The organism is Saccharomonospora glauca K62 (genome assembly GCF_000243395.2).
In the GTDB taxonomy this organism is placed as follows: domain Bacteria; phylum Actinomycetota; class Actinomycetes; order Mycobacteriales; family Pseudonocardiaceae; genus Saccharomonospora; species Saccharomonospora glauca.
Window position 1 is genome coordinate 1,315,209 of sequence record NZ_CM001484.1, and the last position, 21,906, is coordinate 1,337,114.

Here is a 21,906-nt window from a genome sequence, read left to right on the forward strand (position 1 = left end):
CCAATCAGGTACAACAAGTTGATCACTAGGAGTTCCTGTGACGACTTTCCTTAGCGACCCACTCGCGGCGAACCCTCTGCCCACCTACGACCCGCGACGTCCCCAGGCCTTACCCGAAAGCTCGGTGCACCCCTTCGGGCTGACCCACCTGGGGAAGACGACCCCGTCAGGCGCTACCCCTACCGGGCTGGTCTACGACGAGATTCGGCAGCTCAACGTCATCGAATCCGGCGAGGTTGCGGCATTCAAGCTGCCGCACGCTGGCACGTGGAGCACCGTCAACACCGTTCAGGACCACCAGGAATGGCCGGACAGGGTAGAGGACTGATCTCGTGACTGTTCTGGTGCTGACTCGGCGCGACGACCTCACCGCAGATTGGGTGGTCGACCACCTGTACCGCCTCGATGTGAAGGTCGCTCGTGTCGACTTGGCCGAGTTTCCCGCCAAAGCTCGACTTAGAGGGACTATCACGTCGGGTGGCGGATGGCCCGGAATGTTGCGCACGGAGCATCAGAACATTGATCTGGATCAGGTGCGGGCCGTCTACTACCGGCGGCCTGCCCTGTTCCGTTTCCCAGGTGAGATGTCCGAGGATGCGCAACAGTGGTGTGCCGACGAGGCTCGGCACGGTCTCGGTGGGCTTCTCGCCGCGCTCCCACATGCCCGCTGGGGCAACCCAGTCGATCGAGTTTTGGCCGTTGAACGGAAACCGGGGCAACTAGCCACCGCTATCGCTGTAGGTCTGGCGATTCCGCCAACATTGATCACTAACGACCCTGATGAGGCGCGGACGTTCGCCTCAACTCAGCCGCGCGGAATCTATGGGGTGGACTTGTCGAGCTTGCTGGCCGGTGGGACAGCGTGGGGCGCCCCGAGCCGACCCGGTTTGGTCTCACTGTCTCCCCCCCCGCCGGGGAGCACATGTTGTGGCTGGATAGCCCCGATACGACCGTGATGCGTCTGCCAGACGTGACATAGGTGGGCGGCACGCCACGACGACAGAACTAAAGCAATAGCACTGTAGCGGGGCACGATACGGCGATACCTTTGGCAGCAAGCCGGTGGACGGCGGCACGTCTACGACACCACCGAGTACCGAGTGCGGGAAGGAGTTGCCTTCACCGCGCTGTGCGGGGACGTCGTCACCCCTTACGGTGGGCGCGGCGACCTGGCCGCCGGTCCGTGGTTCGACCGTGAGTACCCCGTGCCCACCGGCGCGCTCGCGAAAGCCCCCGGTGGCCTCTTCGGGAGCTCGCCGACCTCGCTCGACGATGCGACCGCCCCGTAGTTGATCATGAATCTGGCGGACGTGCTTCACTGCACTGTCGACGACGTCGCCGAATCGACTGGAACCCGAAAGGGGAAGGCATGACGGTCGCCCATGACCCCGACTTGCTTGACCGTGTGTCGCGGACGCGCCGCTCGCCGGGAATCAGCACCACACGCGCCCGCGTCCGCCGGGTCCACGGCACCTCTCCGGGCTCCGGCGCGCTACGCGAGATCGACGGCACCCTACGGTCACTCGGCGAGGCGCTGGCCGCCCGAGCCGACGAGACACGTCCCGGCTCAAGGGCCGCGTAGATGTCCGACCCGCCGCCCGCGACCGACGAGGAGGAGACCACACAGCTTTGGCTTCCTCCGTGGCAGTGGCCGCTGACCGATCCGGACGAGGAGAAGTTCGGCGATGCTCTCGCCGAGGCTCGGCACGTGCTCCGAGATCCCACCGAGCCGGATCTGCCGATCCTCGAGGCAGTGCTCGACGAGCTGTACCGGCTCCGTGATCGGGATTCCGGCTAGCAGGCGGGGCGTCGTTCCACCGACGTGCGTCACGGCCGAACGTCGACGGCGGCCCGCCCCCGCGGGAACGGACCGCCGTCGAACACGTGGAGCTCAGTGCGAGGTCGCCTTCTCGGCGCCCGCGCCGGTGAGGGCCCGCACCTCCATCTCCTTGTGCTTGTCCTCCAGGTGCTCCTTCGACAGGATCGTGCCGAGCCAGCCGAGGAAGAAGGACACCGGGATCGACACCAGGCCGGGGTTCTGCAGCGGGAACCAGTGGAAGTCGACGCCGCTGATCATGGAGCTCTCGGTGCCCGACACCGCGGGCGAGAACACGATCAGCACCAGCGTCACCGCGAGTCCGCCGTAGATCGACCACAGCGCGCCCGAGGTGTTGAACCGCTTCCAGAACAGCGAGTACAGGATGGTCGGCAGGTTCGCCGACGCGGCGACGGCGAACGCGAGCGACACCAAAAACGCCACGTTCTGATCCTTGGCGAGGATGCCGCCGAGAATCGCCACGGCGCCGATCACGCAGGCCGTGATACGCGCGACCTTCACCTCGGAGGTCTTGCTGTCCGTCTTGCCGTGTTTGATGACGTTGGCGTACACGTCGTGGGCGAACGAGGCCGACGCGGTGATGGTCAGACCGGCGACCACGGCGAGGATCGTGGCGAACGCCACCGCCGCGATGAAGCCCAGGAGCAGCGGGCCACCCAGGGCCTCGGCCAGCAGCGGTGCCGCCGAGTTCTCGCCTCCGGGCGCGTTCTTGATCGTGTCGGACCCGACGATGGCGGCGGCGCCGTAGCCCAGCACCAGCGTGAACAGGTAGAACAGGCCGATCAGGGCAATGGCCCAGACCACCGACTTCCGAGCGTCTTTGGCCGTGGGCACGGTGTAGAAGCGCATGAGGACGTGTGGCAGGCCGGCCGTCCCCAGCACTAGGGCGATACCCAGTGACAGGAAGTCCAACTTGGACATGTCGCTGACCCCGTACTTCGCTCCCGGATTCAGCACGACCTCGCCGTCGGGGGAGCTTTCGGCGGCCGACCCCAACAGCTCGGAGAGGTTGAGGCCGTAGCGGCCGAGCACCCACAACGTCATGGCGAAGGTACCCGCGATGAGCAGGGCGGCCTTGATGATCTGGACCCAGGTGGTGCCCTTCATGCCACCGACGAGCACGTACACGATCATGACGACGCCGACGACGGCGATGACCACGGACTGTCCGACGTCGCCCTCGACGCCCAACAGCAGCGACACGAGCGCGCCCGCGCCCGCCATCTGGGCCAGCAGGTAGAAGAACGAGACCGCCATCGTGGAGGTCGCCGCCGCGGCGCGCACCGGCTTCTGGCGCATGCGGAACGCGAGGACGTCTCCCATCGTGAACTTGCCGGTGTTGCGCAGCAGCTCGGCGACGAGGAGCAGCGCCACCAGCCAGGCCACCAGGAAGCCGATCGAGTAGAGGAACCCGTCGTAGCCGTACACCGCGATGGCGCCCGCGATGCCGAGGAACGACGCCGCCGACAGGTAGTCGCCCGCGATGGCGGTGCCGTTCTGCGGGCCGGTGAAGGCGCGACCCGCGGCGTAGTAGTCGGAGGCCGTCTTGGTGTTGCGCGACGCGCGGAAGACCACCACCAGGGTGACCAGGACGAACAGGGCGAAGATGCTGATGTTGAGGGTCGGGTTGTTGCCCTCGATGCTCTGGGCGAGCGTCATGACGCCTCCCCTTCCATGTCCTGCCTGATCCGGTCGGCGATCGGGTCGAGCTTGCGGTTGGCGTAGCGCACGTACAGGCCCGTGATGACGAACGTCGAGACGAACTGCAGCAGGCCGAGGACCAGCCCGACGTTGATGTTGCCGACGAGCTTGATCGACATGAAGTCGTGTGCGTAGTCCGCGAGCACGACGTACAGCAGGTACCAGACAAGGAACAGCGCGGTCATGGGGAAGACGAACCGCCGCAGCCGCCTGCGCAGCCGCTGGAAGTCCTCGCTCGCGTGGACCTCCGCCCAGGTCGCCGACCCCGGTGGGCGGGTAGGTGGCTCGGTGGCACTCACTCCTGACCTCCTCGTCAGTGACACGTAGGTGTGCGTGGTGCGTCACAGTAAGGAGGGGGACGGACGGGACGTAATCGTCAGCGGACCAAGCGGCGTGTGATGCGACGAACGGCCGACGAGCGGCGTGCCGTCCACGACGAGTGGCCCAGATCACGTGCCGGGGCCGCGCGGTCGACGAACGGGAACCGGCGGTGCTCGTGGAGGTGGAGCCGGAGCATCGCGGCGCCCGACCACGACGGTGGCCTGCCGAGCAGGGAGACCACGATCATCGTGGCGAACGCCAGGGGGACGGACCACGGTGCCGGCTGGACGAGCAGGATGGTCACCCAGTCGGGTACCGGTGGATCGGTGATGCCGAGCACGAAGCCCCCGCAGGAGGCGAGCAGGCCGGTGGTCACGCCCGCCACGGCGCCCGTCGCGGTCAGGCGGGACCACCAGATGCCCAGGACGAGCAGGGGACAGAACGTGGAGGCCGCGACGGTGAACCCCCACGTGACCAGGGTGCTCGCGTCGAAGGACACGGCGGGCAACGCCAACAGCACCATGACGATCGCGGCTCCCACCACGGCGACCCGGAGCTGCCGCAGGCCGCCGGGGACGAGGTCGTGGGAGATGGCGCCGGCGACCACCAGCAGCAGGCCGAGGGAGGTGGCGAGGAACGCGGCGAAGGCGCCCGCCGTGAGCAACCCGGTGAACAACCCGCCCATCGGGCCCGCGTCCACCTGCGCGGGCAGCGCCACCACGGCGCTGTCGGTGGCGCCCGACAGGTACAGGTGCGGCACCAGGACGCGGCCGAGCATCCCGTAGATGCCGGGGAAGACGTAGAAGACGCCGAGCAACGCCACGGTGAGCGCGGCCGTACGCCTCGCGGCGCGCCCGTCGGGGCTGGTGTGGAACCGCATGATGACGTGTGGCAGGCCCATCGTGCCGAACATGGTCGCCACGAGCACGGCCCACGTCGCCAGCAGCGGGTGACCCGTGTCGCCGAGTTCGAGTAGGGGCCGCTCCCAGCCGGGGGCGCCCGGCGCCGCCTCACCGTCGGGCACGGGCGCGGCGCTGCCCTCCTCGAACACCACCGTGGTCCCGGCGGGCACGTGCCACTCGCCGGGTGGGATCGGGGTCACCTCGCCGTCGTGATCGACCACTCGCACGCCCTCGGGGACCTCCAGCGTGGCGGCGACGCGGAAGGACACCGGCGTGCGGGTCTCGAAGTGCGTGAACTCGACCGGGTGCAACGCCTCCCGCCGCACGTCGGGGCCCACCTGCGCCAGCAGCCACAGGGCGGGAACGACGAACAGCACCAGCTTGAGCACGAACTGGAACGCCTGGACGTAGGTGGCGGCCCGCATGCCGCCGAGGGCGAGGGTGACACTCACCGCCACCCCGGACAGCAGCACGCCCACCCAGTACGGCGAGCCGCTCACGACGCTGAGCACGAGTCCGGCCGTGCGGAACTGCGGCACCAGGTACAGCACCCCGATCACCAACACCACCACGGCCGCGAGCCTGCGCAGGGTGGGGGAGCCGAGGCGGGCCTCGGCGAAGTCGGGCACGGTGAGAGCGCCGGAGCGGCGCATGGGGGCGGCGACGAGGGTGAGCATGGCGATGTAGCCCGCGGTGAAGCCGACCGGGTACCACAGCGCTCCCACCCCGTCGCGCACCATGAGCCCGGCCACCCCGAGGAACGACGCCGCCGAGAGGTACTCCCCGGACACCGCGGCGGAGTTCAGCAGCGGGGACACGCGCCGCGAGGCCACGAGGAAGTCCGACGTCGTGCGCATGGCGGCGACCCCGCGCAGCCCGATGACGAGGGTGACGAGCACGACGGGAGCCACGGCGAGCGCGACGATCATCGTCCGGCCTCGCCGTCGTAGGCCTCCTCGACGGTCCGCTCCTCCCGTTCCGCTCCCCGGAGTTGCCAGAAGGCCAGCAAAGCCATCGCGGGGAACGGCAGGACCATCACCGAAAGCCACGAGACCGGGACGTCGAACAAGCGCAGCTCACCCAGCTCCGGCAGGAGGGCGAGCAGGAGCGGCAGGCCGAACACCAGGACGAACGCCGTCGTCAGCGCCACCACGGCGCGCCGCCGCTGTCGTCGGTAGAGGGCCACCGCGAAGGGGGCCTCGACCGGGTCCAGTGTGGTCGGTCGCCACGGGCCTCGGTAGCGGCGACGGGCGTGGGCGAGTCGGGTCTGGGGGCTCGTCACCGCCACTCTGCGTTGGACGGTCATGGGGCCGCGTCCGAACGCAGCTCACCACGCTGCGCGGCCCTCAAGAGGCGCTCCCTGAGAGCACGGGCGTGCCTGCGGCTCACCGGGACGTCGCCGATGTCGGTGTGGGCGAGCAGCCCGCCCACCGAGTCGCTGCGCAGCTCGCGCACCGCGGACAGCGCCACGAGGAAGCCGCGGTGCGTGCGCACGAACCCGGCCGAGGCCCAGTACTCCTCCAGCCGGGAGATCGGCATCCGTACCAGGTGGACCCCCGAGCGCGTGTGCAGTCGCACGTAGTCGCCGTGGGCCTCCACGAAGCGCACGTCCTGCCTGCTGACGTACCGGGTGCGGCCACCCGACTCCACGGGCAGCGCCGCCAGCGCGTCGGGAGCCGGTTGCGGCGATTGCTGCGCGGAGGTCGAGACCAGTCTGCTCACCCTGGCGAGGGCGTCCGCCAGCCGTTCGGGCCGGACGGGCTTGAGCAGGTAGTCGACGGCGCCGATGCCGAAGGCCGCCACGGCGTGCTCGTCGTAGGCGGTGACGAACACGATGGCCGGGGGTTTCGCGAGCTTGGTCAGCAGTGAGGCGAGTTCGAGCCCGTCGAGGCCGGGCATCGCGATGTCGAGGAACACCGCGTCGAACTCCTCCGACTGCAGTTGCTTGAGCGCGGTGACGGTGTCGCCCGCGGCGGTGACCTCGGCCACCTCCGGGGCGTCCCGCAACATCTCGCACAGGTCGTCCAGCGCCGCGGGCACGTCGTCGACCGCCAGCACCCGCAGGGCCGGGTGGGTTTCTTCGGTCACGGCATCACTCCCGGTGAGAACCGAGGCACTCGCACGATCACCCGTGTGCCTTCCCCTTCCGCGGTCTCCACGACGAGGCCGAACCACGGCCCGTACACGTTACGCAGTCTTCGGTCGACGTTCGCCAGTCCCACGCTGCCGGACTCCCCCGTGCCGGAGAGCAGCCGCTCGGCCTTGCCGGGGTCCATCCCCGTCCCGTCGTCCTCCACGCTGATCACGCAGTCGTTGCCCTCCGCCTCCCCGAGCACGGTCACCGTGCCGCCTTCGGGCTTGCGCTCGATGCCGTGTCTCACCGCGTTCTCCACGAGTGGTTGGAGGACGAGGTAGGGGATCGACACGGGCAGGACCTCGGGCGCCACCCGCACCTGCACGCGCAGCCGTTCGCCGAGGACGGCGCGTTGCAGGGCCAGGTACGTCTCGATCGCGTGGAACTCGTCCGCGACGGTCGTGTACTCGCCGTGCTGGGCGAGGCTGTAGCGGATGTAGTCGGCGAAGTCGAGCATCAGCTCGCGCGAGCGGTCGGGGTCCGGGCGCACCAACCCGGCGATGACCGTGAGGGCGTTGTAGACGAAATGGGGCGAGATCTCCGCGCGCAGCGCGCGGAGCTCGGCCGCCGCGGCCTCCTCGGCCGACGCCTCCAGGCGGCCCCGTTCGAGCGCGGCCTCCCCGAGACTCGCCACTTCGTTCAACGCGGCCATCCTCGTCGTGCCCGACACGACGAGGACTCCCGCCAGCTCGTCGTGCACGATCAGCGGCAGCGCCACCACTTCCGCGCGCCTGCACCGGCTCTCCGTGTGGAGGACCTCCTCCACCATCGCGGAGGTGTCAACGTCGGACGGCATCGAGCCCACGACCACGAGGTGACCGGACAGGTCGGCCAGCCCCACGGCGTCGGCGGCGAGCAGGCGGCGGATGCCGCGTGCGGCCGCGCGGACTCGCGGTCCGGAGAGCCCGTCCGCGAGGTCCTCCGTGATGTGCCTCGCCGTTTCGAGGGTGGGGCCGGGGTCGCGCAGTCCGCGCATCCGCCACGGCCATCGGCTTCGGGACGGAGTCCGGGCCGCCACGGACGCCGCCCGCCCTCCGGGTGTCGACATGGGCCTCCCAGCTACGTCGGTGGTACGGGGAATCTAACGGCGTCGGTGCGTGGCCGAAAGAGGTGAGGGCGCGCGGCGGCGCGTGTCGGAGAGCGGTGTCGGTCCCGGAGCGGACACGGGAGCGCGCCGGTGAGGACGTGGTGACGCCGTGTGACGGTGATGGTGGGCGGTTCGTGTGTCGCCCGCCGTCCGACGTGGCGGTCGAGCGTGACGTTCGTCGCGTCGGACGCCCTCGCCGGGCCGAGGAGGCGCGCCCGGTTCTCGCCCCGCAGCAGCGATTCTTTGTGCCGGTCAACGCCGTGGTCGCCGCTTCGGCTCGTGGCCGTCCGGCGAGGCGAGGTGGCAGCGCGAGGTCGTTTCGTGCCGTTTTCGAGAGGTCCTGATCGTGAGTTTCGATAAGTAAAGTGACCGTCAATATGCCCGGCTGTCCATCCGACCAGGAGGGGTTGACGATACCCGCATGAGCACCCCGCCCCCCGCGAAAACCAAGTTGTTCAGCCGCTCGACCTGGAGCGAGTGGAAACGCGTGGCCGACATCCTGCGGCAGGAGACCGTCGGTGGGGTCCTGCTGCTGATCGGTGCGGTCGTGGCGTTGGTCTGGGCGAACTCGCCGTGGTCCGACACCTACACCGCCGTCAGCGAGTTCACCTTCGGTCCGCAGTCCTTGCACCTGGACCTGTCGGTGGCGCACTGGGCGGCCGACGGGCTGCTCGCCATCTTCTTCTTCGTGGTGGGCGTGGAGCTCAAACGGGAGTTCGTCGTCGGTGAACTGCGGGACCCGCGTAAGGCGGCCATCCCGATCGTGGCGGCGTTCGGCGGCGTGCTGATGCCCGCGGTCATCTACACCGTGGTGAACCTGGGGGATTCGAGCGCCCTGCACGGGTGGGCCATCCCCACCGCCACGGACATCGCCTTCGCGGTCGCGGTCCTCGCGGTGATCGGGCGTTTCCTGCCCGCGGCACTGCGGATGTTCCTGCTGACCCTGGCCGTGGTCGACGACCTCATCGCCATCTGCATCATCGCGATCTTCTACACCGAGGAGCTGGCGGTGGTGCCGCTGCTGCTGGCGCTCGTCCCCCTGGGAGTGTTCACGCTGCTGGTGCAGCGCCGGGTGCGGTCATGGTGGCTGCTCCTCCCGCTCGCCGTGGTGACTTGGGCCCTCGTCCACGCCTCGGGCATCCACGCGACGGTGGCGGGCGTGCTGCTCGGATTCGCGGTGCCCGCGCTCAAGCGGGAGGGCGAGGCCGTGTCGATGGCCGAGCACTTCGAACACCGGTGGCGGCCCGTGTCGGCCGGGATCGCGGTGCCGATCTTCGCGTTGTTCGCCGCGGGCGTGACCTTCGGCGGGCTCGACGGCCTGGTCTCGGCGCTGAGCGAGCCCGTGGCGCTCGGCATCATGGCCGGGCTGCTGCTCGGCAAGGCCATCGGCATCTTCGGCACCACGTTCCTCATGAGCCGCTTCACCAAGGCCGAGCTGGACGGCGACGTGGCGTGGGTGGACGTGCTCGGCATCGCCGTCCTCGCCGGCATCGGGTTCACCGTGTCGCTGCTCGTGGGGGAGCTGTCGTTCCCCGCGGGCGACGAACGCGGCGAGATCGTCAAGATCGCCGTGCTGTGCGGGTCGCTGCTGTCCGCGCTCGTCGCGAGCGTGGTACTACGACTGCGTAACCGGCACTACCGCAAGATCCACGAGAAGGAGACGCGAGACGCCGACCAAGACGGGGTACCCGACATCTACCAGGGGCCTCGTCCCGGCGAGGACCCACTCGGCTGATCCGTCCGGCCGCGCTCACCCCGGTGTGGACCCGCGCCACGGGTGGGTGTGGTCGGTGGCCTAGACTCGGACTTCCGGTCCCTGCGTGGCCTGCGGTCGCTGGACCGGTTACCGACTACCGATCAAAAGTCCCGGCGAGGAGATAACGTTGAAGAGCACCGTCGAGCAGCTGAGCCCGACGCGCGTGAAGATCAATGTCGAGGTGCCGTTCGACGAGCTCAAACCGAACTTCGACCGCGCCTACCGCAAGATCGCTCAGCAGGTTCGGGTTCCAGGTTTTCGTCCCGGCAAGGCCCCGGCTCGGGTACTCGAGAGCCGCATCGGCCGTGCCCCGGTGCTCGAAGAGGTCGTCAACGAGGCCATCCCCGCGAAGTACCTCGAAGCCGTGCGCAACGGCGAGGTCCGTACGCTGGGCCAGCCCGAGTTCGAGGTGACCAAGCTTGAGGACCGCGAGGTGCTGGAGTTCAGCGCCGAGGTGGACGTCCGTCCTGAGATCACCCTTCCCGACCTCGACGACATCACGGTCAGCGTGGACGACGTGGAGCTCGACGACGCGGAGGTCGACGAGCAGCTTGAACAGCTGCGCGCCCGGTTCGGCACGTTGACCGGTGTCAACCGGCCCGCGGAGAACGGCGACTTCGTCTCGATCGACCTGTCGGCCACCGTCGACGGCGAGGAGGTGCCCGACGCCGCCACCACCGGTCTGTCCTACGAGATCGGTTCCGGGCAGCTGGTCGAGGGCATCGACGAGGCCATCATCGGCGCCAACGCGGGCGAGACCAAGACCTTCACCACCAAGCTGGTGGCGGGCGAGCACGCGGGCAAGGACGCCGAGGTCACCGTCAAGGTGAACTCGATCAAGCAGCGCGAGCTGCCCGAGGCCGACGACGAGTTCGCCCAGCTCGCCAGCGAGTTCGACACGCTCGACGAACTGAAGGCCGACCTGCGCGAACGTCTGATGCGGATGAAGCGCGTGCAGCAGGGCGTGCAGGCGAGGGACAAGGTGCTCGACGAGCTGCTGGAGCGCGTCGAAGTGCCGCTGCCCGAGAAGGTCCTCGAGGCCGAGATCGCCAACCGCAAGCACGACGCCATCCACCCGTTCGACCACGACGAGGAGGCGTTCAAGCGCTCGCTGGAGGAGCAGGGCGGCAACCCCGAGGAGTGGGAGAACGAGGTTCGCGCCGAGGCCGAGAAGGCGGTGCGTACCCAGCTGCTGCTCGACGCCCTCGCCGACGAGCACGACCTCTCGGTGAGCGACTCCGAACTCACCGAGCGCATCATCTACCAGGCCCAGCGCTTCGGGATGAACCCGGACGAGTACGTGCGGAGGGCTCAGGAGGCCGGTCAGCTCGGCGCGATCTACGCGGACGTGCGGCGCGGCAAGGCGCTCGCCACCGTGGTGCGCCAGGTTAAGGTCACCGACTCCTCCGGCGAGACCCTCGACCTGAGCGAGCTGTTCGGTACCGAGGAGGACGACCGGGCTGCGGACTCGGCGCAGGGCGACGAGACTGCCAATGGGGAAGGGTCGACTGAGGACGGTGCGGACAAGGCCTCCGACGAGGCGGCCTCCACGCCTGAGCGGTGACCTTTTCTCATGCTCTGAGCGAACTCGGGCGGTGTCAGGACTCCTGCGCCGCCCGAGTTCGTTAGGGTCGGTGTCAAGATCTTCGAACTCCCGTAAAGGCAGGCAGACGTGACGCAGCACATGCCCGAGGGGCGGACCGGCACTGCCGGGCTCAACTTGACCGACTCGGTGTACGAGCGGTTGCTCCAGGAGCGCATCGTCGTGCTCGGGTCCGAGGTGAACGACGAGGTCGCCAACCGCATCACCGCGCAGCTGTTGCTGCTGGCCGCGGAGGACCCCCAGGCGGACATCCGCTTCTACATCAACTCGCCGGGCGGGTCGGTCACCGCCGGCTTCGCCATCTACGACACCATGCAGCTCATCGAGCCCGACGTCGCCACCTACGCGATGGGGCTCGCGGCGTCGATGGGACAGTTCCTCCTGTCGTCGGGGACGCCGGGCAAGCGCTATGCCTTGCAGCACGCGCGCATCCTCATGCACCAGCCGTCGGCGGGTATCGGTGGTACGGCCTCCGACATCGCCATCCAGGCCGAGGTGTTCAGCAAGTGGAAGCACGAGCTCGCGCGGATCACCGCCGAGCAGACCGGTCAGACCGTGGAACAGATCCTTGCCGACAGTGACCGCGACCGGTGGTTCACGGCGGCCGAGGCCAAGGACTACGGCTTCGTCGACCAAGTGCTCACCCGTGAGAACCCGACCCCGAACGCGAACTGACCGGGCAGGGTAGGAGAAGAAATGATGAACGGTTTCCAGCTTCCGCAGTCTCGGTACATCCTGCCCTCGTACGTGGAGCGCACCAGCTACGGGATGAAGGAGTCGAACCCGTACAACAAGCTCTACGAAGAGCGGCAGATCATGCTGGGTGTGCAGGTTGACGACGCGTCGGCCAACGACGTGATGGCCCAGCTGCTGCACCTCGAACACGAGGACCCGGATCGCGACATCATCCTGTACATCAACTCGCCGGGCGGTTCCTTCACAGCGCTGATGGCGATCTACGACACCATGCAGTACGTCCGTCCGGACATCCAGACCGTGTGCCTCGGTCAGGCCGCGTCCGCGGCGGCGGTGCTGCTGGCGGCGGGCACGAAGGGCAAGCGGCTCGCGCTGCCCAACTCGCGCGTGCTGATCCACCAGCCCGCTACCGAGGGCACCTACGGGCAGGTGTCGGACCTGGAGATCCAGGCCGCCGAGATCCAGCGGGTGCGTCGCCTGATGGAGAACACCCTGGCGAAGCACACGAACAAGTCGCCGGAGGAGGTCCGGGCCGACATCGAGCGTGACAAGATCCTCACGCCCGAGGAGGCCAAGGAGTACGGCATCATCGACCAGGTGCTGGAGTACCGCAAGGCGTCGCAGAGCTGATGGTGGTAGGTGAACGGGCGGCGTGTCGGTGTTCGCGACGACGGGCCGCCGCCCGTTTCCCGCACTAGGCTGGACGTGCTGTGCGCCCGATCGCTGGTAATTCTCCCGCCGGGCGCGCGGGGCGGGTACCGTCAGTGGCAACGCACGACAGAGGTGTCATCGACACCGGGAGGGGACGAGGTCAGCGGTCATGGCACGGATCGGCGACGGCGGAGACCTGCTGAAGTGCTCTTTCTGCGGCAAGAGTCAGAAACAGGTGAAAAAGCTCATCGCCGGCCCCGGCGTGTACATCTGTGACGAGTGCATCGAGCTCTGTAACGAGATCATCGAGGAGGAGCTCGCCGAGACCAACGACGTCAAGCTCGACGAGCTGCCCAAGCCCGCTGACATCCACGAGTTCCTGGAGCAGTACATCATCGGCCAGGACGACGCCAAGCGGACGTTGGCCGTGGCCGTGTACAACCACTACAAGCGCATCCAGTCGGAGGCCAAGGGCACGAAGGACTCGAAGGACGAGCCGGTGGAGCTGGCGAAGTCCAACATCCTGATGCTCGGGCCCACCGGGTGCGGCAAGACGTACCTCGCACAGACGCTGGCGAAGATGCTCAACGTGCCGTTCGCCATCGCCGACGCCACCGCGCTCACCGAGGCCGGTTACGTGGGCGAGGACGTCGAGAACATCCTGCTGAAGCTCATCCAGGCCGCCGACTACGACGTCAAGCGTGCCGAGACGGGCATCATCTACATCGACGAGGTCGACAAGATCGCCCGGAAGTCCGAGAACCCGTCGATAACCCGTGACGTCTCGGGCGAGGGCGTGCAGCAGGCGTTGTTGAAGATCCTGGAGGGTACGGTCGCCTCGGTGCCGCCGCAGGGGGGCCGTAAGCACCCGCACCAGGAGTTCATCCAGATCGACACCACGAACGTGCTGTTCATCGTGGCCGGCGCGTTCGCGGGGCTCGAAAAGATCATCAGCGACCGCATCGGCAAGCGTGGCCTCGGCTTCGGCGCGGAGATCCGCACGAAGCGCGAGATCGAGGAAAGCGACATCTTCGGCGAGACCATGCCGGAGGATTTGATCAAGTTCGGGTTGATTCCCGAGTTCATCGGTCGACTTCCGGTGGTCGCCAGCGTCACCAACCTCGACAAGCACTCCCTGGTGCGCATCCTCACCGAACCGCGCAACGCGCTGACCAAGCAGTACAAGAAGCTGTTCGAGATGGACGGCGTGGAGCTGGAGTTCACCAAGACGGCGCTGGAGGCGATCGCCGACCAGGCGCTGTTGCGGGGCACCGGCGCCCGTGGGTTGCGCGCCATCATGGAGGAGGTCCTCCAGCCGGTGATGTATGAGATCCCGAGCCGGGACGACGTCGCCAAGGTGGTCATCACCGAACAGACCGTTCGGGAGAACGTGAATCCCACGATCGTGTCTCGTCAGCCCACCCGCCGCCAGCGGGAGCGTGGTGAGAAGTCGGCCTGAGAGGCTGACCGCTACTCTCTGCACTCATGACAGTTACACCGCCGAAGTCTCCGCTCGTGCCCGGTGGCGACCGGGATGTCGACTTCGACGAACTGGCTCACAAACTCGTCGTGGTCGCCGGGCTGCGTCGTCCCGGCGTGCACCTGGGCCTCGTCGTCACGCTCGGCGTCCTGACCGTCGTCTGCCTCCTGGCCACCGTCACGCGTGCCTCCGCGGCACCTCTCATCCCGCTGGTGGGTCTCGCGATCGCGGCGTTCGTCGCCCGGCGGGCCCGGACGGTGGAGACCGACCGGCAGCTCGTGACGCACCTGGCGGGATACGCCGTCGCCGTCGCGGTCTCCCTCTGGTCCATGTCCTACGTCGCCCGGACCTTCTTCTGAGGTTTATTCACACTCGCCGCCGGATAACCCAGTCGAGTTAAGAATGTGACGACAGGAAAATGACGGTGGCGACAGGTTTACGTGCGGTCGAGGGGACGTTTTCCCATCGAGCGCTCTTCTACTGGGACGAGGCCGGCTACGTGTCGAGCACGGTGCGGTTCGTCCTGGACGGCCTGGCCGCCGGTGAGGCCGTGGCGGTAGCGGTTCCCGCTCGTTGGCTACGGCGGCTGGAGGACGCGCTCGGTCCCGCCGCCGCGCAAGTGGCGCTGATCGACATTCAGGAGTCCGGCCGCAATCCCGCCCGGATCATCCCGGAGTTCCACGCCTTCCTCGACGAGCACGCACCGGGATCCGTGAGGGTCGTCGGCGAGCCCGTGTGGCCCGGACGCTCCGAGGAGGAGTACCCGGCGTGCGTGCAGCACGAGGCGATGGTGAACCTGACGTTCGCCCATCGTCGGGTGACGTTCCTGTGCCCCTACGACGTGGGAGCCCTCGGGCCCGAGGTGGTGCGGGACGCCGAGACCACGCACCCGTTGCTCGCGGAGGCCGACACCGACCGGGTGCGACCGAGCCCACGCTACTCACCCGAGCTGGCGTACGACCGCTATAACGAGCCGTTGTCGGCCCCACCGGAGGCGTTCGTGGTGCCGTTCGACGTCGAGACCTTGTCGAAGGCACGTCGTGTCGCCGCGGAGTTCGCCGCTCGCGCGGGCATCGCGGAGGATCGGCTCGCCGACGTCATGCTCGCCGTGGGGGAGATCTGCGCCAACAGCGTGCAGCACGGAGGCGGCCGTGGCGAGCTCGCGGTGTGGACGACCGACGACGGGGTGGTCTGCCAGGTCACGGACCAGGGAAGGTTCACCGAGCGACTCGCCGGGTGCGTCCCGGTGTCGCCGTACCAGCAGGGCGGGCGGGGGCTGCTGCTGGTGAACAAGGTCGCCGACCTGGTCCGGACCTACACCGCTCCCGACGGGCTGACCACGCACATCCACGTGTGCCGGTGAACACCGGCTAGACCAGCCGTCGCGAGGAGCGCGGAGCGTGCCGTCCGAGGAAGCGCAGCAGACCCGGCACGGTGGTGCGGAAGTACGAACCGGTGTGTCTGCCCGGATCGATGTCGACGACCTCGGGATCGGCCAGGCGGACGAACGCCCGTACCCCGTCGATGAAGGGATCCTTGTCACCGCACCAGATGCCCGTGGGGATGCCGCGCGTGGCCGCGACGTTCACCAGCGGGTCCATGGAACGCCACTCCGCCCTGCTGCGCCAGGCCTCGCGTTTGCGCATCTTCTGCCAGGACATGAAGGCGGGGGCGATGGCGCCGACGGCTCGGACGGGTTGCCGTCGTTCGGACCGGCGTCGGGCGTAGAGCAGGGCCCCGAAACCGCCCATCGACGTGCCCACCGCGGCGAACGGAAGCCCGCGCCGGTCGGCCAGGCCGTGTTCCCGCAGCCAGGTGGGAACCTCTTCCAACAGCATGGCCATGGGATCGTCCCCACGGTGGTATTCGTGCCAGTAGGTGTTTCCTCCGTCCACGGCGACGAATCCGAACGGGGGGATTCGACCGTCGCTCACGGCCGCGGCGAGTTCGGGCGTCAGGCCGGGTGGGCCCGCGTTGCGGGCGCTGCCGTTGCGGCCGTGCAACAACAACACCATCGGCAGACCGGGGGGAGGCTGTTGCCGGGGTAGCTTGTAGACGACCTCGACGTGCTCGCCCCGGTGCCGCGAGTAGCGCTTCTCGGCAAACACCGCGCCGCCGAGGCGCAACGAGCCGGCCGCCGACGAGGCCCCGCACAACGAGGTGACCCCGAGCGTGGCGCAGGCGGTGGTACCCAGGAGGACAGTTCGTCTGCTGAGCCGGTGATGTCCCTCGTCCGTCCTCAACACCCGCACCCCCAGAGCTGTGTCGTGGTTCTGCGAGACCGGTCCGTCCTTATGCGATTCCGGTGCCGGTGTACACGTTCATGCTTTTCCCGCGCAGGAAGCCGATCAGTGTCATGCCGTGGTCCTCGGCCAGCTCGACGGCCAGCGAGGAGGGAGCGGACACCGCGGCGACGAGGGAGATACCCGCCATCGCGGCTTTCTGAACCAGTTCGAACGCGGCTCGTCCCGACAGCAGCAGGCCGAGGTCGCGGGCGGGAATCCGGTCCTGTTGCAGGGCCCAGCCGAGGACCTTGTCCACCGCGTTGTGCCTGCCGACGTCCTCGCGCACCACGAGCAGGGCGCCGTCCGCGGTGAACAGTGCCGCCCCGTGCAGCCCTCCGGTGGCGGCGAACACCCGCTGCCGTTCCCGAAGCGCGTCGGGCAGCGTGGCCAGCACCTCGGCGCTGATCGTGAACGGGGTGTCCGTCGGAGGGAAACGGCTCTTCAGTCGCACGGCGTCCAGCGCCGCCTTTCCGCACACCCCGCACGACGACGTGGTGTAGAAGTTGCGCTGCACGCCGACGTCGGGCATCGGCACGCCCTCCGCGAGCCGCAGGTCCAACACGTTGTACGTGTTGCGTCCCGAGCCGTCCACGCTGTCGCAGTACCGCGCCAGCGCGACGTCCTCCCGGTGACCGATGACACCCTCGGACAGCAGGAAGCCGTGGGCGAGTTCGATGTCGTGCCCCGGTGTGCGCATGGTGACCGCGAGTGGGGTGCCGCAGAGACGGATCTCCAGTGGTTCCTCGCCCACCAGGGTGTCCGGTCCGCGTCGTTCCCCGTGGGGCGTCAGCTTGCGCACGGGCCTGCGAACGGTTACTCGGCCCATCGGCACCACTTCCTCGCCTCGCGCGAACCGGATCGGCGATTCCCATGATGACGGGTTTCGCGACGGGTTCGCATGTGCGGAAAGTGGCTTCGGGCCGTCACGTTCCGGGGCGCGTCACCGCGGCGGCGTCATGGTGAGTGATGCGCGTAAATGATCTTGTCCGTAGGCTTACGACCATGTTGATCGCCGAGGATCTGCTGTTGCTGGCGTACGACGACGAGAAGGGCAAGCCGGTGGGGGTGATCTCCCACCTGGAGCACTCGCTGGCCGGTGCTCTGCTGGTCGAACTCGCCCTGCTGGATCGGGTGGACGTCACGGAGGAAGGTGACGAGCGTGGACCGGGCCGTATCGTCGTCAAGGACAGCAGCGCGACCGGCCTCGGCCCCCTCGACGAGGCCTTGGAACGGCTGGCCGAGTTGGAGGGGAAGAAACCCAAGGACGTGCTGGACCCGCTGACGAAGGGCGGGTTGACCACCAAACTGCTCGACGGGCTCGCCGAACGCGGCATCCTCCGGCGGGAGAACGGCAAGGTGTTGGGCCTTTTCCCGACGACCCGCTGGCCCGCCGAGGACTCACGGCACGAGGAGGACCTCAAGGCCGGGCTGCGGCGCGTGCTGGTGGACGGTGAGCGGCCCGACGAGCGGATGGCGGCCCTGATCGCCCTGCTGGCCACCACCGTGGACGTCAAGCACGTGGTGGGCAAGGAGCACGCCCTCCAGGCCGCGCGCAGGGCGAAGGAGATCGCGGAGGGCAACTGGGCCGGTGATGCCCTGCGTCGCGCCGCCGAGGAGATCATCATGGCCGCGGTGTTCGTGCCGACCGTCATCATGGCGGTGACGACGTCCTGACCGGTTCCGCCGCGCTCCGCGGGCGCGGGGTGAGAGCCGGTGGTAATCGGATTGAGGACGTTCGTAGACTTACTCATCGTGACGGAAAGCGCAGCCAGTACCCCCGACTTGCCCAACGCCTGGAATCCGGCCGAGGAAGAGGCCGCCATCTATGAGCGGTGGGTATCGGCTGGCTATTTCGAGGCCGACGCGGAGTCGGACAAGCCGCCGTTCACCATCGTGCTCCCGCCGCCCAATGTCACGGGCAGCCTGCACATGGGGCACGCGCTCAACCACACGCTCATGGACGCCATGAGCCGCCGTCGGCGCATGCAGGGCTACGAGGTGCTCTGGCTGCCGGGCATGGACCACGCGGGCATCGCGACGCAGAACGTCGTGGAGCGCGAGCTCGGCAAGGAGGGGCTGTCCCGCCACGACCTGGGGCGGGAACGCTTCGTCGAGCGCGTCTGGGAGTGGAAGGCCGAGTACGGCGGCAAGATCCTCGGCCAGATGAAGCGGCTCGGCGACGGCGTGGACTGGTCGCGCGAGCGCTTCACGATGGACGAGGGTCTCTCGCGGGCCGTCCAGACGATGTTCAAGCGGCTCTACGACGATGGCCTGGTGTACCGCGCCGAGCGCATCATCAACTGGTGCCCGCGCTGCATGACGGCGTTGTCGGACATCGAGGTCGACCACTCGGACGACGAGGGCGAGCTCGTCTCCATCCGCTACGGCGACGGCGACAACTCGATCGTGGTGGCCACCACGCGGGCCGAGACGATGCTCGGTGACACGGCCGTGGCGGTGCACCCGGATGACGAGCGTTACGCCCACCTCGTGGGCACCGAGGTGGAGCTGCCGCTGACCGGCCGCCGTATCCCGATCGTCGCCGACGCCCACGTGGACCCGGAGTTCGGTACGGGCGCGGTCAAGGTGACGCCCGCACACGACCCCAACGACTTCGAGATCGGCAAACGGCACGACCTGCCCATGCCGACGATCATGGACGAGCGCGGCGTGATCACCGAACACGGTCCGTTCCAGGGCATGGACCGCTTCGAGGCGCGCCCCGCGATCGTGGCGGCGCTGCGTGAGCAGGGCCGCATCGTGGCCGAGAAGCGCCCCTACGTCCACGCGGTGGGCCACTGCTCCCGCTGTGACACGGTGGTGGAGCCGCGGCTGTCGCTGCAGTGGTGGGTGAAGGTCGAGCCGTTGGCGAAGGCGGCGGGCGACGCCGTGCGCGACGGCCGCGTGAAGATCCACCCGCCGGAGCTGGCGAAGCGTTACTTCGACTGGGTCGACGACATGCACGACTGGACCATCTCGCGCCAGTTGTGGTGGGGCCACCGCATCCCCGTCTGGTACGGCCCCAACGGCGAGACGGTGTGCGTGGGCCCCGACGAGGAGCCGCCGAGCGGCGAGGGGTGGACGCAGGACGAGGACGTGCTCGACACGTGGTTTTCGTCGGGCCTGTGGCCGATGTCCACGATGGGCTGGCCGGAGGCGACCGCCGACCTGGCGAAGTTCTACCCGACCAGCGTGTTGTCGACCGGCTACGACATCCTGTTCTTCTGGGTCGCCCGGATGATGATGTTCGGCCTGTACGGCATGCGGGACAACGGCCCGGAGCGTTCGATCCCGTTCGAGCACATCTACCTGCACGGGCTGATCCGCGACGCCCAGGGCAAGAAGATGTCGAAGTCGCGCGGCAACGTCATCGACCCGCTCGACTGGATGGACCGGTTCGGTGCCGACGCCACGCGCTTCACCCTGGCCAGGGGAGCCAATCCGGGTGCCGACATGGCGCTGGCGGAGGAGTGGGCCGCGGGCTCCCGTAACTTCTGCACGAAGTTGTGGAACGCCACGCGGTTCGCGTTGTCCAACGGCGCCACCGTGGCGACCCCCGTGCCGGACGCGAGCGAGCTGACCGAGGCCGACCGCTGGATCCTCGGCAGGCTCTCCACCGTCGTGTCCGAGGTGGACGCCCACATGGAGCAGTTCCAGTTCGCCAAGGCGACGAACGTGCTCTACCACTTCACGTGGGACGAGTTCTGCGACTGGTATCTGGAACTGGCGAAGGTGCAGCTTGCCGGTGAGCACGCCGACGGCACGCGGGCGGTGCTCGGCCACGTGCTCGACGTGGTGCTGCGACTGCTGCACCCGTTCATCCCGTTCATCACCGAGAAGCTGTGGACCACGCTCACGGGCGGCGAGTCGCTCGTGGTGGCGGAATGGCCGGTCGGCGAGAAGTGGACCCACCGGGTCGATCCCGAGGCGGACGCGCGGATCGCGGACGTGCAGAAGCTCGTCACGGAGGTGCGGCGGTTCCGCTCCGACCAGGGGCTCAAGCCCGGTCAGCGGGTCGCGACGCGGTTGTCCGGCGAGGGCTTCGCGGTCGTCGCGGGACACGAGGCCGCCGTGCGTGCCCTGGCCCGCTTGAGCGAGCCGGGTGACGGTTTCTCGGCGACGGCGTCCCTGGAGGTCTCGTTGTCGGGCGGCATGGCGACGGTGGAGGTCGACACCTCCGGTGCCATCGACGTCGCGGCCGAGCGTAAGCGGCTGGAGAAGGACCTGGCCGCCGCGCAGAAGGAGCTGAAGCAGACCGAGGCCAAGCTCGGCAACCAGGCCTTCCTGGAGAAGGCGCCCGCCGCGGTGGTGGAGAAGATCCGCACCCGTCGGGACGTGGCCGCCGCCGACATCGAGCGCATCACGGCCCGGTTGGAACAGCTCGGTTCCTGACGTCCGGTGGTGGCGGCCCGTGCCGTCACCACCCGTTGGCCGCGAGGTGGTCGAGGATGACCTCGGCGACGCCTTCCATGCCCCAGCGGTTCGGGTGGTAGTTCGCCGCGCCGATCAGGTTGATGTGCTGGCCCTGGATCCAGGCGTGGTCGGCGCACGCGTCGTGGCCGAGGGACGCCGGGTAGGTGTCGATGAACGTCGTCGTGCCGTTGTTCGCCGCCGCGGTGGCGAGGGCGGCGTTGAGGGTTTCCTCGATGTCGTTCAGCCAGACGTAGTCGCCGTCGGCGAACGGCAGGATGTCCGGGCACGTCCCGCTCGGCGGGGCGATGCGCGGGTAGCCGATGAGCAGGATCGTGGCCTCGGGTGACCGCTGTCGGACACCGTCGAGCACGGCTTCGACGTCCTGCTGCGTCTCGGCGATGGCGGCCTTCAAGGTGTCCACACCGTCGACGGTGAAGTGTTCCCGGCACGGGCTGCCGGTCGGATCGGTGTCGCGCAGGCCGGGGCAGGTGCTGATGACGCTGCCGAACACGCCGTAGTTGTTGCCGCCGATGCCGATGGTGACCAGCTCGGTGTCGGGTCGCAGGGCGTCGAACTGGGGTGGGTTGTATCCCAGCGTGACCTCCTGCCGCTGCGTCATGTCGTTCGTGTCGGCCCCCGCGCAACTGACGTCGGTGAGCACGGTGCGGCCGAGCCTGCCGGCGACGATGGACGGGTAGTTCTGAGTGGACCGCAGACAGCCCAGGGGATCGAGCCTCTGGAAGGGAATCAGTGGTCCGGAGGTGTACGAGTCGCCGAGCGCGACGTAATGTACCCAGCCGCGCGACTCCCGGGGCGCGGCCGCCGCGGTGGCCGGTAGCAGGGTCAGGGTGAGCAACGAGGTGATCACGGACACGAGGACGGCGACCAGGCTCCGGCGGCTGCGCATGCCCTAGTTCTATCTGCTCGCACCGACGGGTGGATCTTCCGAACGGGTGAGATTTGCGGATTGTGGCACCCATTGTTGGGTGTGCTGTGCGCGTGCTTAGGTGTTGCAAGTCATAACTTTTGTTTGACATACA

23 protein-coding genes are annotated in these 21,906 nt (G+C 68.4%); 14 read left to right on the top strand and 9 right to left on the bottom strand.

Going from position 1 to position 21,906, the window contains the following annotated elements; genetic code table 11:
* Positions 1-37: 37 nt before the first annotated feature.
* The 5 genes from tgmA (at position 38) to SACGLDRAFT_RS06330 (ending at position 1,798) form a co-directional block, all read left to right on the top strand.
* Complete coding sequence (gene tgmA / locus SACGLDRAFT_RS06315; protein WP_005462812.1) at positions 38-328, top strand: putative ATP-grasp-modified RiPP; 291 nt, start codon at positions 38-40, stop codon at positions 326-328.
* Between the two features lie 16 nt (positions 329-344).
* Positions 345-956, top strand: coding sequence for an MvdC/MvdD family ATP grasp protein (locus tag SACGLDRAFT_RS23055; RefSeq protein ID WP_408640257.1), 612 nt, complete (start codon positions 345-347; stop codon positions 954-956).
* A 78-nt stretch (positions 957-1,034) separates the two neighbouring features.
* Positions 1,035-1,289, top strand: a complete 255-nt coding sequence (locus SACGLDRAFT_RS21810) for a zinc finger protein (protein ID WP_157608892.1) — start codon at positions 1,035-1,037, stop codon at positions 1,287-1,289.
* Between the two features lie 80 nt (positions 1,290-1,369).
* Complete coding sequence (locus SACGLDRAFT_RS06325; RefSeq protein WP_005462813.1) at positions 1,370-1,582, top strand: hypothetical protein; 213 nt, start codon at positions 1,370-1,372, stop codon at positions 1,580-1,582.
* Entirely contained in the window at positions 1,583-1,798 is a 216-nt protein-coding gene (locus SACGLDRAFT_RS06330; RefSeq protein WP_005462814.1) for a hypothetical protein, read from the top strand. It abuts the gene before it with no gap.
* Positions 1,799-1,891: 93 nt separating this feature from the next.
* On the opposite strand, the gene SACGLDRAFT_RS06335 is transcribed toward SACGLDRAFT_RS06330, so the two are convergent.
* The 6 genes from SACGLDRAFT_RS06335 to SACGLDRAFT_RS06360 form a co-directional block, all read right to left on the bottom strand.
* Positions 1,892-3,496, bottom strand: coding sequence for a solute symporter family protein (locus SACGLDRAFT_RS06335; protein WP_005462815.1), 1,605 nt, complete (start codon positions 3,494-3,496; stop codon positions 1,892-1,894).
* The gene (locus tag SACGLDRAFT_RS06340) at positions 3,493-3,837 is read right to left on the bottom strand and encodes a DUF485 domain-containing protein (protein WP_005462816.1); all 345 of its coding nucleotides are present in this window, start codon (positions 3,835-3,837) and stop codon (positions 3,493-3,495) included. Before SACGLDRAFT_RS06340 ends, SACGLDRAFT_RS06335 begins: the two co-directional genes overlap by 4 nt.
* A gap of 77 nt (positions 3,838-3,914) precedes the next feature.
* Positions 3,915-5,690: a sodium/solute symporter gene (locus SACGLDRAFT_RS06345; protein ID WP_005462817.1), complete on the bottom strand. Its 1,776-nt coding sequence runs from the start codon at positions 5,688-5,690 to the stop codon at positions 3,915-3,917.
* The gene (locus tag SACGLDRAFT_RS06350; protein ID WP_005462818.1) at positions 5,687-6,067 is read right to left on the bottom strand and encodes a hypothetical protein; all 381 of its coding nucleotides are present in this window, start codon (positions 6,065-6,067) and stop codon (positions 5,687-5,689) included. Before SACGLDRAFT_RS06350 ends, SACGLDRAFT_RS06345 begins: the two co-directional genes overlap by 4 nt.
* Entirely contained in the window at positions 6,064-6,849 is a 786-nt protein-coding gene (locus SACGLDRAFT_RS06355; RefSeq protein ID WP_005462819.1) for a LytR/AlgR family response regulator transcription factor, read from the bottom strand. The genes SACGLDRAFT_RS06350 and SACGLDRAFT_RS06355 overlap by 4 nt, the downstream gene beginning before the upstream one ends.
* Positions 6,846-7,943, bottom strand: coding sequence for a sensor histidine kinase (locus SACGLDRAFT_RS06360; RefSeq protein ID WP_005462820.1), 1,098 nt, complete (start codon positions 7,941-7,943; stop codon positions 6,846-6,848). The genes SACGLDRAFT_RS06355 and SACGLDRAFT_RS06360 overlap by 4 nt, the downstream gene beginning before the upstream one ends.
* Positions 7,944-8,403: 460 nt before the next feature.
* On the opposite strand from SACGLDRAFT_RS06360, the gene nhaA reads away from it, so the two are divergent.
* The 7 genes from nhaA (at position 8,404) to SACGLDRAFT_RS06395 (ending at position 15,531) form a co-directional block, all read left to right on the top strand.
* A complete protein-coding gene (nhaA, locus tag SACGLDRAFT_RS06365) occupies positions 8,404-9,717 on the top strand; it encodes a Na+/H+ antiporter NhaA (protein ID WP_005462821.1) in 1,314 nt (437 codons plus the stop codon).
* Positions 9,718-9,865: 148 nt separating this feature from the next.
* Positions 9,866-11,302, top strand: a complete 1,437-nt coding sequence (gene tig, locus SACGLDRAFT_RS06370) for a trigger factor (RefSeq protein WP_005462822.1) — start codon at positions 9,866-9,868, stop codon at positions 11,300-11,302.
* A gap of 120 nt (positions 11,303-11,422) precedes the next feature.
* Positions 11,423-12,016 (top strand): ClpP family protease, encoded by a 594-nt coding sequence (locus SACGLDRAFT_RS06375; RefSeq protein WP_005462823.1) that lies wholly within the window; start codon positions 11,423-11,425, stop codon positions 12,014-12,016.
* A 24-nt stretch (positions 12,017-12,040) separates the two neighbouring features.
* Positions 12,041-12,667 (top strand): ATP-dependent Clp protease proteolytic subunit, encoded by a 627-nt coding sequence (locus SACGLDRAFT_RS06380; RefSeq protein WP_040919654.1) that lies wholly within the window; start codon positions 12,041-12,043, stop codon positions 12,665-12,667.
* A gap of 190 nt (positions 12,668-12,857) precedes the next feature.
* Positions 12,858-14,147, top strand: a complete 1,290-nt coding sequence (gene clpX / locus SACGLDRAFT_RS06385) for an ATP-dependent Clp protease ATP-binding subunit ClpX (protein ID WP_005462825.1) — start codon at positions 12,858-12,860, stop codon at positions 14,145-14,147.
* Positions 14,148-14,173: 26 nt separating this feature from the next.
* Positions 14,174-14,527, top strand: coding sequence for a hypothetical protein (locus SACGLDRAFT_RS06390; RefSeq protein ID WP_005462832.1), 354 nt, complete (start codon positions 14,174-14,176; stop codon positions 14,525-14,527).
* 59 nt (positions 14,528-14,586) lie between these two features.
* Positions 14,587-15,531 carry a sensor histidine kinase gene (locus SACGLDRAFT_RS06395; protein WP_040918660.1) on the top strand — a complete coding sequence of 315 codons (945 nt, stop codon included), beginning with the start codon at positions 14,587-14,589 and terminating at the stop codon, positions 15,529-15,531.
* 7 nt (positions 15,532-15,538) lie between these two features.
* On the opposite strand, the gene SACGLDRAFT_RS06400 is transcribed toward SACGLDRAFT_RS06395, so the two are convergent.
* The gene (locus SACGLDRAFT_RS06400; RefSeq protein WP_005462842.1) at positions 15,539-16,414 is read right to left on the bottom strand and encodes an alpha/beta hydrolase; all 876 of its coding nucleotides are present in this window, start codon (positions 16,412-16,414) and stop codon (positions 15,539-15,541) included.
* Between the two features lie 46 nt (positions 16,415-16,460).
* Complete coding sequence (gene fdhD / locus SACGLDRAFT_RS06405) at positions 16,461-17,279, bottom strand: formate dehydrogenase accessory sulfurtransferase FdhD (protein ID WP_005462843.1); 819 nt, start codon at positions 17,277-17,279, stop codon at positions 16,461-16,463.
* 176 nt (positions 17,280-17,455) lie between these two features.
* Here fdhD and SACGLDRAFT_RS06410 point away from each other — a divergent pair, with 176 nt between their 5' ends.
* Together SACGLDRAFT_RS06410 and SACGLDRAFT_RS06415 are read left to right on the top strand one after the other, a co-directional pair.
* Positions 17,456-18,127 (top strand): GOLPH3/VPS74 family protein, encoded by a 672-nt coding sequence (locus SACGLDRAFT_RS06410; protein WP_005462844.1) that lies wholly within the window; start codon positions 17,456-17,458, stop codon positions 18,125-18,127.
* A 78-nt stretch (positions 18,128-18,205) separates the two neighbouring features.
* Positions 18,206-20,845 carry a valine--tRNA ligase gene (locus tag SACGLDRAFT_RS06415; protein WP_040918662.1) on the top strand — a complete coding sequence of 880 codons (2,640 nt, stop codon included), beginning with the start codon at positions 18,206-18,208 and terminating at the stop codon, positions 20,843-20,845.
* 25 nt (positions 20,846-20,870) lie between these two features.
* Here the strand turns inward: SACGLDRAFT_RS06415 and SACGLDRAFT_RS06420 are convergent, their stop codons facing one another.
* The gene (locus SACGLDRAFT_RS06420; RefSeq protein WP_005462846.1) at positions 20,871-21,773 is read right to left on the bottom strand and encodes an SGNH/GDSL hydrolase family protein; all 903 of its coding nucleotides are present in this window, start codon (positions 21,771-21,773) and stop codon (positions 20,871-20,873) included.
* Between the last annotated feature and the right edge of the window lie 133 nt (positions 21,774-21,906).